Annotated in this window: 14 protein-coding genes and 1 pseudogene; 6 read left to right on the top strand and 9 right to left on the bottom strand. The window is 39.3% G+C overall.

Annotation, left to right across the window (positions count from 1 at the left end; translation table 11 throughout):
- Together F6K23_RS34325 and F6K23_RS34320 are read right to left on the bottom strand one after the other, a co-directional pair.
- Positions 1-238, bottom strand: a pseudogene (locus tag F6K23_RS34325) (hypothetical protein); the annotation flags it as partial.
- Between the two features lie 25 nt (positions 239-263).
- Entirely contained in the window at positions 264-1,061 is a 798-nt protein-coding gene (locus tag F6K23_RS34320) for an MlaE family lipid ABC transporter permease subunit (protein WP_293164718.1), read from the bottom strand.
- Between the two features lie 79 nt (positions 1,062-1,140).
- Between F6K23_RS34320 and F6K23_RS34315 the strand changes: the two genes are divergently transcribed.
- Positions 1,141-1,548: a hypothetical protein gene (locus F6K23_RS34315; RefSeq protein ID WP_293164715.1), complete on the top strand. Its 408-nt coding sequence runs from the start codon at positions 1,141-1,143 to the stop codon at positions 1,546-1,548.
- A gap of 274 nt (positions 1,549-1,822) precedes the next feature.
- A complete protein-coding gene (locus tag F6K23_RS43030) occupies positions 1,823-2,071 on the top strand; it encodes a zinc ribbon domain-containing protein (RefSeq protein ID WP_375340811.1) in 249 nt (82 codons plus the stop codon).
- Between the two features lie 413 nt (positions 2,072-2,484).
- Here the strand turns inward: F6K23_RS43030 and F6K23_RS34305 are convergent, their stop codons facing one another.
- Entirely contained in the window at positions 2,485-5,334 is a 2,850-nt protein-coding gene (locus tag F6K23_RS34305) for a hypothetical protein (RefSeq protein ID WP_293164712.1), read from the bottom strand.
- 1,391 nt (positions 5,335-6,725) lie between these two features.
- On the opposite strand from F6K23_RS34305, the gene F6K23_RS34300 reads away from it, so the two are divergent.
- Positions 6,726-7,166, top strand: coding sequence for an Hsp20/alpha crystallin family protein (locus F6K23_RS34300; protein WP_293164709.1), 441 nt, complete (start codon positions 6,726-6,728; stop codon positions 7,164-7,166).
- Positions 7,167-7,332: 166 nt separating this feature from the next.
- Positions 7,333-7,773 carry an Hsp20/alpha crystallin family protein gene (locus F6K23_RS34295; protein ID WP_293164709.1) on the top strand — a complete coding sequence of 147 codons (441 nt, stop codon included), beginning with the start codon at positions 7,333-7,335 and terminating at the stop codon, positions 7,771-7,773.
- Between the two features lie 425 nt (positions 7,774-8,198).
- Here the strand turns inward: F6K23_RS34295 and F6K23_RS34290 are convergent, their stop codons facing one another.
- On the bottom strand, positions 8,199-8,417 hold the full coding sequence (locus tag F6K23_RS34290; RefSeq protein WP_293164706.1) for a hypothetical protein: 219 nt from the start codon (positions 8,415-8,417) through the stop codon (positions 8,199-8,201).
- Positions 8,418-8,916: 499 nt separating this feature from the next.
- Between F6K23_RS34290 and F6K23_RS34285 the strand changes: the two genes are divergently transcribed.
- Entirely contained in the window at positions 8,917-9,819 is a 903-nt protein-coding gene (locus F6K23_RS34285; protein WP_293164704.1) for a DNA cytosine methyltransferase, read from the top strand.
- A gap of 70 nt (positions 9,820-9,889) precedes the next feature.
- On the opposite strand, the gene F6K23_RS34280 is transcribed toward F6K23_RS34285, so the two are convergent.
- The 5 genes from F6K23_RS34280 to F6K23_RS34260 all read right to left on the bottom strand — a co-directional run bounded on the left by F6K23_RS34280 (position 9,890) and on the right by F6K23_RS34260 (position 12,537).
- Positions 9,890-10,018: a hypothetical protein gene (locus F6K23_RS34280; RefSeq protein WP_293164701.1), complete on the bottom strand. Its 129-nt coding sequence runs from the start codon at positions 10,016-10,018 to the stop codon at positions 9,890-9,892.
- Positions 10,015-10,344: a hypothetical protein gene (locus tag F6K23_RS34275; RefSeq protein WP_293164697.1), complete on the bottom strand. Its 330-nt coding sequence runs from the start codon at positions 10,342-10,344 to the stop codon at positions 10,015-10,017. Before F6K23_RS34275 ends, F6K23_RS34280 begins: the two co-directional genes overlap by 4 nt.
- Position 10,345: 1 nt before the next feature.
- Positions 10,346-10,564: a hypothetical protein gene (locus tag F6K23_RS34270; RefSeq protein ID WP_293164694.1), complete on the bottom strand. Its 219-nt coding sequence runs from the start codon at positions 10,562-10,564 to the stop codon at positions 10,346-10,348.
- Positions 10,565-10,645: 81 nt separating this feature from the next.
- Positions 10,646-11,212, bottom strand: a complete 567-nt coding sequence (locus F6K23_RS34265; protein WP_293164692.1) for a biopolymer transporter ExbD — start codon at positions 11,210-11,212, stop codon at positions 10,646-10,648.
- A gap of 575 nt (positions 11,213-11,787) precedes the next feature.
- Positions 11,788-12,537, bottom strand: a complete 750-nt coding sequence (locus F6K23_RS34260) for a MotA/TolQ/ExbB proton channel family protein (RefSeq protein WP_375339390.1) — start codon at positions 12,535-12,537, stop codon at positions 11,788-11,790.
- 710 nt (positions 12,538-13,247) lie between these two features.
- Between F6K23_RS34260 and F6K23_RS34255 the strand changes: the two genes are divergently transcribed.
- Positions 13,248-18,965: a response regulator gene (locus tag F6K23_RS34255; RefSeq protein WP_293164688.1), complete on the top strand. Its 5,718-nt coding sequence runs from the start codon at positions 13,248-13,250 to the stop codon at positions 18,963-18,965.
- Positions 18,966-19,786 lie beyond the last annotated feature (821 nt).

The raw sequence follows: 19,786 nt of genomic DNA, 5'->3' as shown, positions 1-19,786 counted from the left end.
CTCCCATCTCCCCATCCACCAATCTCCCCATCTCCCAATCTCCCAATCTCCCCATCTCCCAATCTCCCCATCTCCCAATCTCCCAATCTCCCAATCTCCCCATCTCCCAATCTCCCCATCTCCCAATCTCCCAATCTCCCAATCTCCCAATCTCCCCATCTCCCCATCTCCCCATCTCCCAATCTCCCCATCTCCCCATCTCCCAATCTCCCCATCTCCAATCTCCCCATCTCCCCATCTCCAATCTCCCCATCTCCCTAATATTAAAAACTTTGCTTCATTGCCCCACCAATACCTTGAAACATTGCCCAAGATAGAAAGAAATTAAAGATAAAAATAGATATTAAGGCTGTCACAACTGCTGTGGTTGTAGATTGGCCTACTCCTTTAGCCCCACCAGTGGTAGTTAAACCCCAACTTGTACCAATTACAGCAACTAAAACACCAAATACCATTGATTTAATCAATCCACTGCACAAATCCCAAAGAGTGAGAAAAGTATGGACAGAACTAATATATATACTCTGGGGAATATCGTACATATTAACTGCCACCATAAGTCCACCCAATATGGCAGCTATCAAACATAACAAAGTTAAGATTGGCATCATTACAGCACAAGCAATAACTCTAGGAATAACTAAATAATCTACCGGATCGGTTTTCAGCATATATAGAGCATCAATTTGCTCTGTCACTTTCATCGTGCCAATTTCCGCTGCAAATGCCGAACCTACTCGCCCCGCGACAACAACTGCTGTCAATACAGGGCCTAATTCCCTGGTTAAAGTTATAGCCAACATACCCCCAACCATATTAGCTGTACCGAAGGAAACAAGTTCCCTGGCAACCTGAATGGTAAATACCATACCGACAAAACTAGCTGTCAGTAAGACAATGAGTAAGGATTCTGGGCCAACTATCGCCATTTGCTCAACAGTGTTACGACGATGAATTTTGCCCTTTAGAACATGAAAAAAGACTTGGCCTGCTAAATATGCTGCAGCCAACATCCGTTGCCCCCATACCCCGAAATTTAACTTAAAAGTAATCTTACTCAATAGAAATTAATAAATGAGAACACTAAACAAAACTAATGAGAGAAATTTACTAATCTTCAACAAGATTGTTTAACCAAGGTTGAAGTTTTCTGACGGATTGACTGATTTTGAGCGATCGCTCTCTATCTTAGAAAGTAAGTTAGCTATATCAGCTGACTTGCTACTAAGTGGCATTATGACTGAACTTATTTTTACATATATGAATATTTTGCCTAATCTTCTACGTTCTTTGTTGGTTACAAGTATCTTTAGCTTTGTAACTCCTATTCTGTTAATTGGGGTTAGCTGGACGAGCTTTGCCTTAATTAGCCATTTTCCCAGTTTACGGACAATTGGTCAATCTGGTGTTGCCCAAATCTGGCATTTCTTGGCCACTTTTGGCGATGGCCATCCCAGCCAAGGATGTTTGGTCATTGCTGTCACTTTTAGTTTAGTGGGGGCAATGTTTGATACATATGTGTTCTGTCAAAATCCCAGAGGAAACTAAATAGGACTTACGCAGATACGCTATATATAGTACTTGTAACTATTGGACAATAGTTACTGGACTCTATACATAGTGTCTTTGCGTAAGTCCTGCTAAATTTAAAGTTATTGGTTCCAAAAACCGACCCAAAGCAGTAAAAAAACTAGCAAAGGTTCACAAAAAAGTTGCTGATCTCAGAGCAGATGCACTACATAAACTCACTTCATGGGCGAGCTTTAAATCACAGCACCATAGTAATTGAGGACTTGAAGGTAAGTGGAATGCTCAAAAAGCGGTGCGACCCCGCGACGACGTCAGCTCGCTTGCGGAACGCGCACCAAGACATCATAAACTAGCAAGTGCCATAGCAGACTGTGGCTTTTATGAGTTTAAACGTCAACTTACATACAAATGTGAATGGTACGGCAGTAAATTAGTCATAGCGGATAAATTTTATCCAAGTTCTCACATAAGTTCAAACTGTGGGCATCAACAGAAAATGCCATTGCACTTGAGAATTTATGTTAGCGCAGCTTTGCGTTAGCAAATGTAGTGAATGCGGTTTTTCCTACGGAATGCTACGCAAACAGGCTGACAGAGACTTTAATGCTGCTGTCAACCTGAAAAACTATGTGATATCATGTCCGGATAATTAGTGATAAAAACTTTCTCCTTCAACTCCAGTTCTTCTTCTTTCTTCCCTCCTGACTCCTGACTTCCCCTCCTGGGAGGGGGAGGGGCGAGGGGTGGGTTGACTCCTGACTCCTCCATCGTTATTTATTGATCACTGTTCAACCGGACATGATATGAATCAGTAGCTTGAAACTCAAGCGAATTTAAGCCTGCTCTTGAAGATAAGTTACAGACTGCGGTCAGTGGTCTTCAGAGAAGCAGGAAGCTAGCTCCAAAGCTCATGCAATCACGCATGGGTAAGTTTGGGTAAGTTTAGTAGAACGGTTATGCTTTGATAAACCGGGTCGATGAGGTCATATTACCAAAGGAGTGGCTCTGTTGGAGATTCGGATACTCACCGGGTTCAAGGTCGATGTAGTTACCACTAGCATCGGGATCTTGGTATAGCCTGATCTTATCTCCTGGGCTGTAGTTCGGCCCTTTGAATACCTTCACCGAGGAAGTCAGGTCGTTGTAGCCGGAGTATTGACCCAGGTGGTTCACATCCTCAAATATAATCAGTTTCCGGCCTGCGTAGTTTATAAGGTCGTAGAGTTCGGCTACCACCGGGATCGGACTCACCGCTGGGGCTGGTGGCACACCCTGGTTGAACTTGACCGAAGAGATCGACTCCCCGAACCGCATTGGTATGTGGATATACGGATATTCACCAGGTTTCAGCACTAACTGACTACTGATATAGTTGGGGTCGCGGTAGAAGCTGACCTCGTAGTCGGCATTCGGGTCGAAGTTCGGACCCGGACGGATCTTCAACGAGCTAGTTCTGTTATCCATATAATAAAGATCCAGGTCGGGGGTGTCTTGGCTCAAGAGCAGACGCATACCTGGATTCCCTCTCCAGAATAAATGCTGGTACAGCTCCACGATTAAGGGAATGTGGGCGTACTCCATGGACCCGGGGGAAGCTGGTTCAGACCCTGTGCCATCTCCGATGATAAACCGGGTCGATGAGGTCCTATTACTAAAGGTGTGGCTCTGTTGGAGATTCGGATACTCACCGGGTTCGAGGTCGATGTAGTTACCAGTACCATTGAAAAGGTCGTAGAGCCTGATCTTATCTCCAGGCCTGTAGTTCGGCCCTTTGAATACCTTCACTGAGGAAGTCCGGTCGTTGAAGCCAGAGTAGTGACCCAGGTGATCCACATCCTCAAATATAATCCGCTTCCGGCCTCCGTAGTTTATAAGGTCGTAGAGTTCGGCTACCACCGGGATCGGAGTCATCGCTGGGGCTGGTGGCACACCCTGGTTGAACTTGACCGAAGAGATCTGGTCCCCGAACCTGATTGGTCCAAAGTGGATATCCGGATATTCACCAGGCGTTAGCACTAACTGACCACCGATATAGTCGGCCTCGCGGTAGAAGCTCACCTCGTAGTCGGCATTCGGGTCAAAGTTAGGACCCGGACGGATCTTCAACGAGCTAACTGTGTTATTTATATAATAAGTAGCCACGTTGGGGGTGTCTTTGCTCAACAGAATACGTCGCCCTGGAGCCCCCATCCAAGGCGTGCTCGGGGTGAATAAATGCTGGTACAGTTCCACGATTAAGGGAATGTGGGCGTACTCCATGGACCCGGGGGAAGCTGGTTCAGACCCTGTGCCATCTCCGATGATGAACCGGGTCGATGAGGTCCTATTAGTAAAGCGGTGGCTCTGTTGGAGATCCGGATACTCACCGGGTTCAAGGTCGATGTAGTCACCAGTACCATTGAAAAGGTCGTAGAGCCTGATCTTATCTCCTGGCCTGTAGTTCGGCCCTTTGAATACCTTCACCGAGGAAGCCAGGTTGTCGAACTCAGAGTAGGTATTCAGGTTGTCCACATCCTCAAATATAATCAGCTTCCGAGTTCCTCCGTAGTTCACACCGCTGTAGAGTTCGGCTACCACCGGGATCGGACTCACCGCTGGGGCTGGTGGCACACCCTGGTCGAACTTGACCGAAGAGATCGCGTCCCCGAAATTGATTGGTCCCCTATTTAGATCCGGATACTCACCAGGCTTCAGCACTAACTGACCTCCGATATAGTCGGGGTCGTTGTAGAAGCTCACCTCGTAGTCGGCATTCGGGTCGAAGTTCGGACCCGGACGGATCTTCAACGAAGTCGTGACGTTATTCATATGATAAGGAACCAGGCTGGGGGTATCCTGGCCCAACAGAAGACGTCGCCCTGGACCACCCCCCAAGGAGTTCGTGGTGAACCAGTGTTCGTAAAGCTCCACTATTAAAGGAATATGCTGATAGGGACCAGGCGGAATGATGGCAGGAACTGTGATTTTGACTGTCTTGCTGCCAACGATTTGTCCATCGGCGACGACATCAAGGGAGCCGTTGAAGACCTGAATCTCTGTGGCGGCTGCAACATTACCAAGCCAGGAAACGTCGAAGCTAATTTCATGGTCTTGCTCTCTGCTGAGGGGGCCATGACCGGCTGCCGGGGCGATCGCTTGCACAAACGGTTCGGTCGCACCACTCGCTACTAGGCGCACGTTCCTGATTGTGGTGATCTGTGCTGCTAACTCAGCAATAATCCGCTCAACAGCAGTATCTGGACTGACACCTTGGATTAGTATGCCCCCCGTTGTATTGGCAATCCGGGTTCCTTGTCCCGCTTCGCCCAATGGATTGCCGCAATTATTGCGATACCAATCACTTACCCTTTCGATCGGGTTATCCAGCCCGGCCGGTGCGCCACTGCTTCTCAAGCTCATTGCGAGCACGGTAATTTTCTCGGCCACTAGCTTATCGGTGACTGATTTCTCGGTAATGTTGTAGTCTAGGCTGGAGATTGCCTTGCATATAGGGTCATGACCTCCGGCATCACCAATCCAGACGATGATCCGCTGGGCATCGGCACGCCAACCAATGTTGCCACCTGGTGGTTCGGCCACCCGATCTAGGGCATAGAACTGAGCCTCGGGAACGTCCCTACCTGGGGTCGTGCTCCAGGTATCGACTGCTGCTTTAACGTCGGCGATATTGGCAGTCAGATTACACTGGTGCTGGAAGGCGAAGGGATGTCTGTTCTGATCCGGAGCTGGAAAGTCTTTGTAGTTGCCCACTCCAAACTGGACATCAGACCCTAAAGCCTGAGTTTGGTTGACTATATCTACCATGCCTCTCTAGACGGAGGCGATCGCTGGACCCATGCTACCAGTCGTGTCTGATAGCAAATAGACATCGACTTTCGGGGCTATTCCTGATTTCGGAATCGTGACCTTAACCACTTCGGCGAGGGTCTGATCTTTTGACAGGGTCAGATCGTTGGTTGGCGGTGAAACCTGAATTGGAATACTCATATTTAAGTGAAATAACTCCTTTGAGAAAACAGTTTTGGTTTCTGAAGTTAATTATATCATCTCCGGATAATTACTGATAAACAGGAATTACGCAAATACACTACATATAGTATATAAAAACTATTGTACTATGGTATATATAGTGTTTTTCCATGAAAATGCGTAATTCCTGATCAAAAAACTTTCTCCTTCTTCTCCTGTTGTTGTTCTTCCTTCTTCCTTCTTCTTTCTTCCCTCCTGAGTTCCCCTCCCCTCCTGGGAGGGGTTAGGGGTGGGTTGGGAGGGGGAGGGGCGAGGGGTGGGTTGACTCCTGACTCCTCCGTCGTTATTTATTTATAACTGTTCAACCGGACATAATATTATACCCAGGACTTACGCAGAGACTCTACATATAGTGAGGGCGCAATTCGGAGCTTTGCGGAACGCAAATGCCATTCGCCTCTACAAATGGTGGTTTCAAAGTTAATTTGCGTAAGTCCTGATACCATCAGAAGTATTTCCGATAGATGAATGTTAAGTTAAAAAATGTTACGACCAGCAATAAAAATTAGGTTTGGCCGGGAATAACGCTCATTCTGGGCCTGGTTCGGGATTAACTGCAGCTAGAATAATGCTTCGGCTAAGATTATTTGCAACCACCCAGCAATAAGTTTCCTTTTTCCTGCAACTGCTAAGTAAGATAGACATTATACCAAATTGATAAATGTTTGCTACAAATAGTTAGGGTATTTATTAGAATTTAGAATTTATAATTTATAATTTAGAATCCAGAATGGATAGGTTTAATACCATTTTTGATGTTGCAAATTACTTTTTTCGTAAAACAGACTTTATCTGAAAGTGTTTTTATGGTGCTTATTATTAGTAACATTCTTTTTTCATGCATGGTATTAGTCCTAACATATAGACGCTAACAACGATATTTTTTTGCCAGAAAATTATAGATGTTCGGTAATTGCGATCGCACAGTAGGAAGGAACCGAATTCAATTATTTTTCTACTTAGATTACATTAAAGACAAGTTGAATGAAAACAACTTCAACTTGGTTTTGAAGGTGAGTTTTGGTGGTAAAAAAATTGAGGTACGGGAAATGCGATTGTATCTCTGTTATTAACCGAACTTAAGGGCGAATGCCATTCGCCCCTACAATTAGAAACAATAACGAATTCAATTAATACATAAAACATTTATTTAGGAGGCAACAACTATGGCTATTGTACGTTTTTCTCCATGGCGTGAAATTGATTCATTACAGAAAGAAATGAATCGTGTTTTTGACAATTTTGCTCCTTATTTAAACGGTGAAGAAAAAGGAATAGTATTTACACCAGCAGCAGAAATGGAAGAAAACCACGAAGCAATTGAGTTAAAATTGGAAATTCCTGGTTTAGAGGCTAAAGATGTAGATGTACAAGTTACTGCGGAAGCTGTAGCAATTAAAGGAGAACGTCGTCAGGAAGTTAAAACTGAGGAAAAAGCTCTGACTCGTTCTGAATTTCGTTATGGTGCTTTCCAACGAATAATTTCTTTACCAGCGAGGGTGAAAAATGACGAAGTTAAGGCTGAATATCAAGATGGTATTTTGCATTTACATTTGCCTAAAGCGGAAGCTGAAAAGAATAAAGTTGTGAAGGTAAATATTGGTTAATATTATTTCTACAGAGGTGCGAAATATCATAAAAATTGAGGTACGGAAAATGCGATTGTATCTTTGGAATTAACCGAACTTAAGGGCGAATGGCATTCGCCCCTACAATTAGAAACAATAACGAATTCAATTAATACATAAAACATTTATTTAGGAGGCAACAACTATGGCTATTGTACGTTTTTCTCCATGGCGTGAAATTGATTCATTACAGAAAGAAATGAATCGTGTTTTTGACAATTTTGCTCCTTATTTAAACGGTGAAGAAAAAGGAATAGTATTTACACCAGCAGCAGAAATGGAAGAAAACCACGAAGCAATTGAGTTAAAATTGGAAATTCCTGGTTTAGAGGCTAAAGATGTAGATGTACAAGTTACTGCGGAAGCTGTAGCAATTAAAGGAGAACGTCGTCAGGAAGTTAAAACTGAGGAAAAAGCTCTGACTCGTTCTGAATTTCGTTATGGTGCTTTCCAACGAATAATTTCTTTACCAGCGAGGGTGAAAAATGACGAAGTTAAGGCTGAATATCAAGATGGTATTTTGCATTTACATTTGCCTAAAGCGGAAGCTGAAAAGAATAAGGTTGTGAAAGTCAATATTGGTTAATATTATTTCAACAGAGGTGCGAAATATCATAAAAACTGATGTACGGGAAATGCGATTGTATCTCTGTTATTAACCGAACTTAAGGGCGAATGCCATTCGCCCCTACAATTAGAAACAAGAACGAATTCAATTAATACATAAAACATTTATTTAGGAGGCAGCAACTATGGCTGAGGTAATTGTTAATTAGGGGTTACTGATTAAATCTCAAAGTATTGACTGATATTGGTTTGAGCCTTTTTCAGTCCTGGAAAAGTACCTAGTTTTTGGCTATTGTTGTCTCAAAATGATAAAGTTTTGAGCCTGACAATGCCGAAAATTTGACCGTAGCAGATAGTTTAAACTGCTCCCAGCTCCGATGTTCCCTATTCTCTTCCTTCACTAACAGACTTTTTCAGCAAACCCTAATTATTAATTATTAATTATTAATTATTGAAAATAGGGTCATCTGCACAAGAACCAGCCGTTCTTTCAAAGAAACCTCTACTCCATCCTAATTCTTCAGGAGTTTTAATTGTTTTACTTGCTAATTCTTTAGTTAGAATAACTTGAATCTCCTCTGTTAAAGTCCTACCGTTATTTAAAGCTTGATCCTGTAATTTTTCCAGGATTTCTGGCTCTAAATTATCAAGAATAATAGTCATAATATTACCTCCTTATTAGTTCTAATTTAATCATTTAATAACAGCTCCTAATAAATCGCTCATTTCTCCCTGATATTTATTAAAATTATTATCGTAAACTATCAAAGTTTTCGGATCGCCATGACGATAAAAATTATGAGCTTTCCTAATATTATATCATGTCCGCTTGAATACTTATTCTTTGGTGGAAGGAAGGCAGAAGGTTTTCTTCCTATTGTGATTTAATTCTATACACAAACGATGCTACTGGAGATGATATTATCGAAAAATTGTGTTCTAAAGTCTCCCCTTTTAAGGGGATAAAAAGCGGTCGAGAGATGGCGAGGTTTCCTCGCCATATCTAATCGACCAAGAGAAAAGAACATATTCCTTATTTCAACCCTCCTTATTGTAGAGGTACTGATAACTGATAACTGATAACTTAAATGACCATCATATACAATATTGAAAGCTGATAACTGATAACTGATAACTGAAATGACTGCTATTTGGAATATAGATGCACAAAATCAATGTAATTGACCTTTTCTGCGGATGTGGTGGTATGTCGTTAGGCTTTCAAAATGCAGGCTTTAATATAGTTGCTGCTTTTGATAACTGGGAGCCAGCAATTAAGGTCTATCGTCAAAATTTTAATCACCCAATTTATCAATATGATTTGAGCAAAACTGATTTTAATTATCAAACTTTTATTCAAGTTAAACCAGACTTAATTATTGGCGGTCCTCCTTGTCAAGACTTTTCTAGTGCAGGTAAGCGTAATGAAGATTTAGGTAGAGGAAATTTAACTATTTCCTTTGCTCAAATAGTGACTAATATTTTGCCTAAAATTGTTGTAATGGAAAATGTTAGTCAATTTATTAACTATACAAAATATCGAATTACTAAAGACATTTTTAAAGCTGCTGGATATGGCATTAGTGAAAAAATTATTGATGCGAGTTTATGTGGGGTACCTCAAAAAAGAAAGAGATTTTTTTTGATTGGAATTTATGGAGGTAAAGACAAAGAAATTGAACCATACTTAGAAACTTATTTAGCCAAAAAACCGATGACAGTTAAAGATTATTTTGGGGATAAATTAGAAATAAAACATTATTATCGTCATCCCAGAAGTTATAAAAGAAGAGCAATATTTAGTATTGATGAACCTAGTGCTACGGTCAGAGGAGTGAATCGACCAATTCCTCAAACTTATCAAAATCATCCAGGAGATTCAGCCAAATTATCCTCAGAAATTCGACCATTCACAACAATAGAAAGAAGCTATTTACAGACATTTCCTGAAGGTTTTATTTGGGAAGGTTGTAAAACAAATTTAGAAAAAATGATTGGTAATGCTGTTCCTGTAAAGTTAGCTGAATATGTGGCAAATGGTATTTTGGAATATCTGAAAAATTAGTAATGGGGAGTTAAAATAACAAATGTTAATCACAGTTTTTCTTTACTTTGGAGAAAAGCAAAATTTATTTTCAATCATTTCCTCTTTGAAAAAATGTTCCTAAAGCACCACCAAACCAACCTAATCTTGTAAAGAAAGCATTTTGAATAATATCTGGAACTGACTTCCCTGGATAAACAACTGGATAAACAATAATCATCTATCTTCAATAGATACCTGAATGTACTGTATCCGATTTAATGTAATAACATCAGTTATAACTGATATTTGACCATTTTTCCTATTAGATTTACTAATGGCAGCTAATGCATTTGACAGCAAGTTACAAATAACACTTCTGATTTTATTTTCATCAATATAAATAGTTGGAATTCCATCTTGATAAGTTGGAACTATATTAATTTCCTCTTCAGATAAAATGAGCTTCACAGCATTCTGGACAAGTTTGTTGATGTCCACAGGGACAGGTTCATTTTGTTTGAATTTTGTCTTTATTTCACTAAGTCTTTTTTTAATCCAACGCAATTTATTTTGGCTCTCCTTTAGCGTCAACACCATTAATTCCTACTCGTCTAATGACTCCTTCGTTGGAAAATAAGAATATGGATGCAACTTGAACGTCTAATTTGCTGCGAACTTCAACTAATGCTTTTTGCACAGCATCTGTAACACTCTCACATTCCATCAGAGTCTGACTCACCTCATTGAGATTGTGAAGCTGCTCGCGAATATCCCCTAATTCCATAACTAATCAAATCAAATTGAGTACAATTATAACTGGTATATAAGTGGGGCTTGATTTTGCTACCCTCTCCCTATTTCCTATTTATTGATTAGATGGTTGAGATGACTCAGGAGCAGTAGGTAACTGAAATTGACTGGGGTTCACTGTCCTTGCTGGAGTAGGTTGTTGTTTGGACTCAGACTCAGAGGGAGTAACTGACTCTTCAGTATTAGTATTGGTAGTAGCACCAGGACCTGTTTGAGGTGCGCCTGGTAAAGTTGCTAGAGCCACGCGATCGCCTCCTACTTCTCGCAATAAATCTAGAACTTGCACAACATCATTGTATCTTGCTTCTTTAGGAGCATACAATACAACTACTCCGCGAGGGTTAACTTGATGATATCTCCGTACAAATTTTTCGAGTTCAACCGCATTTACAGCTTGTTGTTCAATAAAAGTTTTTCCCACCTCATTCACACTGACAAGTAACATATCTTGTGATTGAGGTTTACCCGTGCTAGCTTTTGGTAAGTCAACATTAATTGCCTGTTGACGAGTTAGTTGTAAAGCCGCTAAAAGGAAGAAAGTTAGAATGCAGAATATTACATCAATTAGAGGTATTAACTCAATTCTAACTTCTTCAGTGGCAGATTCTTGATTAAGTTTCATTGTTTTTTTGTTTGGAAAAAAGTCAGTTCAGTTATCAGTTATAGCGCTGTGCGCAGGCAACAGGCAACAGGCAACAGCGGTCAGACCCCGCGTCGCCGCCAGGCGCAAGCGGTCGGACCCCGCGACGACGCCAGTCGCAAGGGAACGCCGACCAAGAGAGGGAATGCTGACCAAGAGAGGCAACAGGGGAAATAAAAAACTGATAATATAAAACTTTTAGCTATTGGACAGTTCTTGTAATTTGTAAATATGCCAGCGCACATTGCTATATCAGTACCTCCTTTCAACAATTATTAATTAGGGTTTGCGCTTCACTAGTCTTTTTTAAGGAGTAGGGGACCCACCCCTAACCCCTCCCAGGAGGGGAGTAGAGGAAAAGAGGAGTAGGGGACTAGAGGAACAGGAAAGTAATTTTTTTTGCCCAACGATGTGCCTAAAATGGTAACTTTTTGAGCATGAACAGCTGAAAACCAAGGTATTTCAGACCTAAAAATGCTAAAAGCTCTATCTGTAAAAGGTTTTAGATTTATTCAGCAAGCCCTAATTATTAATTATTAATTATTAATTATTAATTATTAATTATTATCTGGCTCATCTGCAGTTCTATCAATATCCCTTTCTGCTGGAGAATCTGTTGGTTTTGTATCCTGTTCTAAAGAATCTGGAAAATTATGAGAATTCTGCGTCCATGTAGGAGGAAAATAAGTATTATTATCTGGTGAATTGTATTTATTTAAAGATGTCTGTTGCCAATATTGTCGATAGAGTAATTCTAATTCATTGCCAGATTTCCGAAAAACCTTCATCTGATTAAATAACAAACTTTGAAATAATCGATAAAATACTAGACTAACAATAGCTACTACCAAACCAGCAGCAGTACTAATTAAAGCTTCACCAATACCAACTGTCACTCCCGCAGTTGAAGAAGTGCCCAGGTCCCCAAGGCGAATCGAACCAAGGGAACCAATAAGACCCAAAACAGTACCTAGTAACCCCAACATCGGAGCCAAAGCAATAACCCCTTCCAGCAATTTATCTCCCTTACGCATTGAGGCCAACTCATCATCGGCAGAAGCCTCTAGTGCCAATTTAAACACTTCAGGCTCTGGGTTTTGTAATCGCAGAGGAGCATAGAGAAAACGACCAATAGGTTGTTTTAGAGTGCGTCTAGCCATTTCTGTAGCTATACTCCAGTCACGACGTGCCGCTTCTAATACTCGGCTCACAGTTTGTTTTTCCTTAATCAATAGATTTGTCCAGAACCATAGGCGGTCTATTATGGTACTGAGGGACAGAATTGATAAAACTAATAGAGGCCACATCGCTAGGCCTCCTTTCTGAATCAACTCTTCAAAGGTCACAGTATATTCGCTCCTGCAGTTTCAACTGATTACAATTATTTGTCTATTTACTTTATTTTTAAGTTCCTTAGAACTGCAATTCTATGGGAATCATAGATTGACAAAATTCAAATTAAATGATATAATTTAATTAAAATAAAACTATTAAATTTCTGGATATTTTTTCAGCATTAATCTTCAGCATAATTAATTTAAGCTATAAAGTGCAGGCTTACTTTAAGTACTATAATTGAAAATTTGTCCAAAACAGAAGTTGATGACAGGGTGTACAGTAGATATTTTACAGAAAGAAGTCAAAACTCACTCGTGCAAAAATTGAGATAAATTGATAATTTCTGTATTGTTAATGATAATTTATGTATTGTAATTTGTTTGGTTTTTAGTTTGACAAGAATTATCCTAGATAAACTAGGCTGAAAACCTCTATGATTAATCTCAGAGGTATTACTTTGGAGCTTGCAAGTTGTTAATAGAGCATCAAAGTCCCTGATTATAATAAATAGCTGCAAAATGTGGAAATTAGCACTAGTTAAAAATTATTCTGGAAATAGAGGTAAGTATGACAGAAAAGTTATATCAATCAGACAAAAGTAAACCTTTAAATTTGCATTATTCGGTACAAAATTCTACATTGTTATATTTTTGATCAAACATCATCAGAGTCATCCAAAATGTTTATCCCCTCCATCAGTCAGGCCATTAATTATCATCCCTTTACCGCTACACCAGAAACTCCGATAGAAGATGTAATTACTTCTATGAGTCTTACAGGTGCAAGTTGTGTGTTAATTGTAGAATCATCCTCTCCTTCTAATGTTGTAAAAACACCTCCACAAAGCGATCGCACTACAGAATCTCAAAACCTAAGTAATGGTTCCAAATCTCAAGATATAAAGTTACAATCTTTAGGGCTGATAGTTGGTATATTTACTGAGAGAGACTTAGTACAGCTAGTCTCGATCGGCGCTTCCCTAAGTGGATTTCCCATTGCTCAAATTATGATTAGATCCATCATAACAGCCCGAATATCGGAAGTTAAAGATATCTTTGCTCTCTTGTCAATACTAGAAAAACATCAAATTAGCCATTTACCAATGCTTGATGAGTCAGAAGAGCTAATTGGCCTATTGACTACCCGTAGTTTAATTTTCGATCGGCCTCAGACAAATAACAAGAGTCTAAATTTAATAGCCAACAGGCAAAGGGAAGCATCTATTAATAAAAATGGTACTAAGGTCGCATCCCAAAAACAAGAATTAGAAGCTCACAATAATGCCCCAAAAATAACTTTTGACTCATCCTTAACTTTACCAACTAACTTAATCCAAATTAATCAATTAGAACAAATCCCTGAATCTCAAATTATTAAAGCTTCATCTTCTTTATCAATTCGGCAAATTACCCAACTGATGTTTACCCATCATGTTAGTTATATTCTGATTACTGAGACTCAAGAAAATCCATTTCAAAATCAGAAATCGACTAAAATATTAGGGACAGTTAGCAGTAGAGATATAGTACAACTACAAGCATTAAAAATAGATTTTAATCAAACTAAAGCTGAGACAGTTTGTAATACTTTACCAGTCCTAGTACGTTCTCAGGCCAGTCTAGAAGTAGCTTTAGGTTTAATGAAAAAAAGTTATTATCTATTGCCTCTAATTGTACAAAGTCCCACAGGCAGAATAACTAATATTATTACTCCTACAAAAATAATTCAACAAATACTGTTACCTAAATCATTATATCAATCATTAATTCGGTTTCATAATTATATAGAAAAAACATCTATTCAACTGCAAAAAATCGATGAAAAATTCAAGCAGTCTGCTGTAGAACGGAAAAATTTAGAAAAAATCAATCTCAAAACAGAAGAAAGTACAGTTATAGCAATTGAAGGAAATCAAGATGGAGTTTGGGATTGGAATATCAAAACAAATGAAATATTTTACTCATCTCAGTGGAAAAAAATATTGGGCTACAAAGATAATGAAATTTCCCATAAAGTTGATGAATGGTTAAATAGAATTCATCCAAAAGACATCGACAAAGTTAGTGCAGCAGTTCAAGAACATTTAGCCAATAAATCTCTTTTCTACCGAATAGAATATCGCATCAAACGCAAAAATCATAGCTTTATCTGGGTTCTAGATAGAGGAAAAGCATTATGGCAATCAGGAATCCCAGTGAGAATGGTGGGAAGTTTGATAGATATTACTCAGTCTAAAGAAACAGAAATAAAACTAAAATATCAAGTAAAACAGTACACCGAAATAGTTAATAATATTCAAGAGATAGCTTTTAAAACTGATGCTACAGGTAATTTAATCTTCTTAAATGAGACCTGGAAAAAAATTACAGGTTTTACTTGTGAAAATAGCTTAGGTCGAAATTATTTAGAGTTCATTCACCCAGAAGATAGAAAAAAATTAAATTCTTCAGCAGAGAATACCCAAGAAAATATAGAGTTGGTTGCTAGTAATAAAAAATTAGTTGCAGGTTGCTATCAATTGAAGTGGTTAACCAAAAATGGGAATTATTGTTCAGTAGAAATGAAGAGTACATTGATAGCTGATAACAAAGGCAATATTACTGGTATGGTAAGTACCCTCAGTGAAATTTCTGCGAGGATAGCAACCCAAGAAAATTTGCAAGCTAATGAAAAAGCAATTAGAGAACTATATGAAGTTACTACTAACGCAGATAACTCTTTTGAAAGCAAAATAGTTGCATTATTAGATATGGGATGCCGTCGGTTTGGCATGGATATAGGACTATTAGGAAAAGTTTTAGGAGAACGTTACGAGGTCATTGCTGCTCACTTACCAGAAGATTTCCTATTTGGAATAGCGAAAGGAGATGCTTTCGCCCTCCAACAGACATTCGATCGGGAAGTATTGCGCTCCAATGAACCTCTAGCGATCGGATCTGCTAAAAATTCCCAGTGGCGACATCATCCAGCATATACAGTGCGTCGCGTAGAATCTTATCTTGGCACGAAAATTTTTGTTTTAGGAAGAATTTATGGCACTCTCAGTTTTACCAGTCGTCTTCCGAAGAATCAATGGAACTCAACAGAGATAGAAGTTTTAAAGTTAATGGCAACTTATATAGGTGGCGAATTATTGCGACAAGATGCCATAGAAGCTTTACAGAGAAAATATCAGCACATTTTATTGCTCAAACAAATTACTCAAGAAATTCGCTCTAAGTTAGACACTCAAGAAATTTTTCAGACTACTGCTACTCAAATTGGGCGAGTATTTGGAGTCAACCGTTGTTCAATCCATAATTATCTTTCTCAACCTTATCCCCACCTCCCTTGTGTTGCTGAATATTTGGAAACTGGTTACGAATCAACTTTAGATTTAGATATTGTAGTTACTTATAATTCTCATACAGAAAAGTTATTATCAGAAGACAAAGCGATCGCTACTCCAGATATATTTTCAGACCTTTTATTAAAATCATCTGCACCGATGTATCGGAGGCTAAATGTTAGGTCAATGTTGGCAGTTCGCACTTCTTATCAAGGACAACCAAATGGTATTATTAATTTACATCAATGTGATTATATGCGTCAGTGGACGCAGGATGAAATAGACTTATTAGAAAATGTCGCAGCTCAGGTAGGATTAACATTAGCTCAGGCGCACATATTAGAGTCAGAAGTTACTCATAAACAACAGCTAGAAGCTCAAAATCAAGCTCTAGAACAAGCTCGACAAGCAGCAGAAGTAGCAAACCGTGCCAAGAGTGAATTTTTAGCAATGATGAGCCACGAAATTCGCACCCCAATGAATGGTGTAATTGGGATGACAAGTCTGCTATTAGATATGGAATTAACGACAGAACAACGAGATTTTGTGGAGACTATTCGCACTAGTGGAGATGCGCTTTTAACTATTATTAATGATATTCTTGATTTTACTAAAATAGAATCTGGTAAATTGGAATTAGAACAAAGTTCTTTGGATATTAGAAACTGTGTTGAAGAGGCGTTAGAGTTATTAGCACCGAGGGCAGCACATAAAGATTTAGAGCTTGCTTGTTTAATTGATAGTTCTGTGCCAGCAATGATTGTAGGAGATGTAACAAGGCTGCGTCAAGTGTTGGTTAACTTGCTAGGAAATGCTGTTAAATTTACAGAAAAAGGAGAGGTGGTTGTTTCTGTAACGGCTAGAAAAGTTGGTCAAAATAATCAATTAGAAGATATGAATTACGAGGGAATATTTAATGATGAAACTCCTAGTAAAACCACAGGTACCTATGACATCCAGTTTGCCGTGAAAGATACAGGTATTGGTATTCCCCCAGGTCGCATGGACCGCTTATTCAAAGCTTTTTCTCAAGTAGACGCTTCTACAACTAGACAATATGGTGGTACGGGTTTAGGATTAGCTATTAGTCAGCGTTTAAGTGAAATGATGGGCGGTAAAATGTGGGTGGTTTCTCAGTGGAAAGAAACAGATGAATTGAAAGAAAAAAATAGGCAAATTATTAAATCAAAAATTAATGATAATAGCAGCAGAATTAATAATCGAGAAACCGGTGTGAATTTTGCCAACTCAAATACTGCTAAATCTCTAGTAAATATAGCAGGGTCTCCACCTCCTTACTTTGTTAAACCCGAAGCAGATCGTAGAGGTTCAACTTTTTATTTTACGATTCAAGCAGAAGCAATTACAGTTCCTTCTTCTGAAGAAATTGATAGTTTCTTAAAAGGTAAAAAATTATTAGTTGTTGAAAGTCATCCTGTTAATCAAGAGGTAATAAAACAACAAGTTAATTCATGGGAAATGATACCTATAATTGCTGATTCTGGTACAAAAGCTTTGAGCTGGTTGAAGCAGAGAAGAGATTTTGATATAGGGATTATTGCTATGAATCTTTCAGATATGGATGGACTGACATTAGCGAGAAAGATTCGGAAGTTGGAAACTGAACAAAATCCCGAGCAAAATTATTCGTTATCTTTGCCCTTATTAATGTTTACTTATCTGGGCAAGGCAGAAATTTTCCGAGAACTTCAAGAGGCAAAAGTTAATTTAGCTGGTTTTTTGAATAAACCAGTGAAACAGTCTCAATTTTATAATGTTTTATTGCAAGTATTTGGTACTACAGCAGATGAAACAGCTAATGCAAAAACTCCTAGTTTAGGTCTGAAATATTTTCAAAGGTTTAGCGAGAGAAGTAGCGATCGCTCTCATATCCGCATCTTGTTGGCAGAAGATAACGTAATTAATCAGAAAGTAGCAATACACTTGCTAGGAAGAATAGGTTATCGTGCAGATGTAGCTGCTAACGGAATAGAAGTTTTAGATGCTCTCAAGCGAGTACCCTACGATGTGGTATTAATGGATGTACAGATGCCACAGATGGATGGAATAGAGACCACCATTCGTATTCATCAAGATTATCCAGAAGAAAAACGTCCTTGGATCATTGCCATGACAGCTAATGCTATGCAGGGCGATCGTGATAAATGTCTCAATGCTGGTATGGATGATTATGTTACCAAACCAATTCGTCGTGATCAATTAGTGGAAGCTCTCAACAAATGCAAGCTGCCAAGACGAAAGGAGAAGTCAACGCCTAGAAATGATTCAGCATTGGTAAAAAGAGATCCTCCTAAGAAACCAGTTACTTATAAGCAGATACGAAAGGAGAAGTCAATGCCTAGAAATGATTCAGCATTGGTAAAAAGAGATCCTCCTAAGAAACCAGTTACTTATAAGCACAAATTTATCAACGGTAAAGTCAAGTTGAACTCTCAGTTGGAGGAAAAAGCGTTAGTTAAGAGTGTATTTCCCACTCCAACATCAAGCAGTAGTTTGCTTCCTACTAATGATGATGAAACGATACTTATTTCTGAAGCAGGTTTACAAGAATTGGCAGAACTTGACGGACATTTAATTGATTTAGAGAATGCACCAGAAACTGATGGAGCTACAGCTGAAGATTTAGATTTATTGGATAATATATTAGAAGCAGAAGATGAGAAAAAATCAGCGATCAATCCCAAAACTTTAGCAGATTTCCGCAATCTTTATGATGATGAACCAGATACTCTAATTATTTTGATGCAAGACTATCTTGTTGATGGTAATAAGCAAATGGATATTATCAGGAAATCTATCAAAAAACATGATTATACTGCATTAAAAGGAGCTTCTCATACTCTGAAGTCTAGTAGTGCTTTACTAGGAGCAATTAATTTTTCTGAATTGTGTCAAGAGTTAGAGCATATGACTCGTGCTGTGGTTGAGTCTGGAGCAGATTTTAATTTAAAAAAAGCTCTTGAAATTCTTTCTCTAGTTGGAGCTGAATGGGAACGAGTTAAGGAAGAGTTGACCCAAGAAATAGAGAGTAGGGGAGTAGGGGAGTAGGGGAGTAGGGGAGTAGGGGAGTAGGGGAGATAGGAGTTGGGAACAAGCAAAAAATTTACCCCATCAGTTGTACCGCATTATTGACATCCTCCCGACGCTGCTCTACGAGACAGCGCGGGATTCCTTAACATCACTGTTAGGGGCTTTCTGTTGGGGCGCGTTTGTGTAAAATCAAGGGCGAATATCTACAGGAAATTTAAGTTTTTTCAAGCTTTTAAGCTTTCTTCCCTCTTCCTTCTTCCTCACAGGAGTGCGCATTCCCTCTCTTGGTCAGCATTCCCTTGCGTCTGACGCCGACGCGGGGTCGCACCGCTTCTTCCTTACCTTCACCCTTATAGCAGAAGAAAGAAGGAAGAGGGAAGAAGGAAGAAGGAAAAGTATTACGTTATCTGAGTTTTAAGCTTTTTATCTGTCCTAACCTTTGCTTCGACTGCTATACCGAAAAATTGTGGGTATGCGCCTCCCCTTGGATAGGGGATAATAAGCGGTCGTTTGCGCAGCATTCCGTAGGATGGGATGGCGAGGTCTCCTCGCCATATCCAATCGACTCCTGTGAAGAAAATTTTTCATCTCTTTGTCAATCCTCTTCCATTCATGGAGAGGTAATTATTCATTATTCATTATTCATTATTAATTGTTGAAAATACCGATGCTACTGGACATGATCAGGACTTACGCAAATTGAGTGTTAAACCACCATATGTAGGGGTAGATGGTATTCGCTATCCCTATATGTAGATTCTCTGCGTAAGTCCTGATAATATTAAATGAATTGCGCTGTAAAAAGAATAGAAGCACTGCGAGAATTGACAGTGAAGCAA

The sequence above is a fragment of the Okeania sp. SIO2C9 genome (assembly GCF_010672455.1).
In the GTDB taxonomy this organism is placed as follows: domain Bacteria; phylum Cyanobacteriota; class Cyanobacteriia; order Cyanobacteriales; family Microcoleaceae; genus Okeania.
Note: the sequence above shows the minus strand (reverse complement) of the source record. Positions and strands in the feature narration are given on the sequence as shown.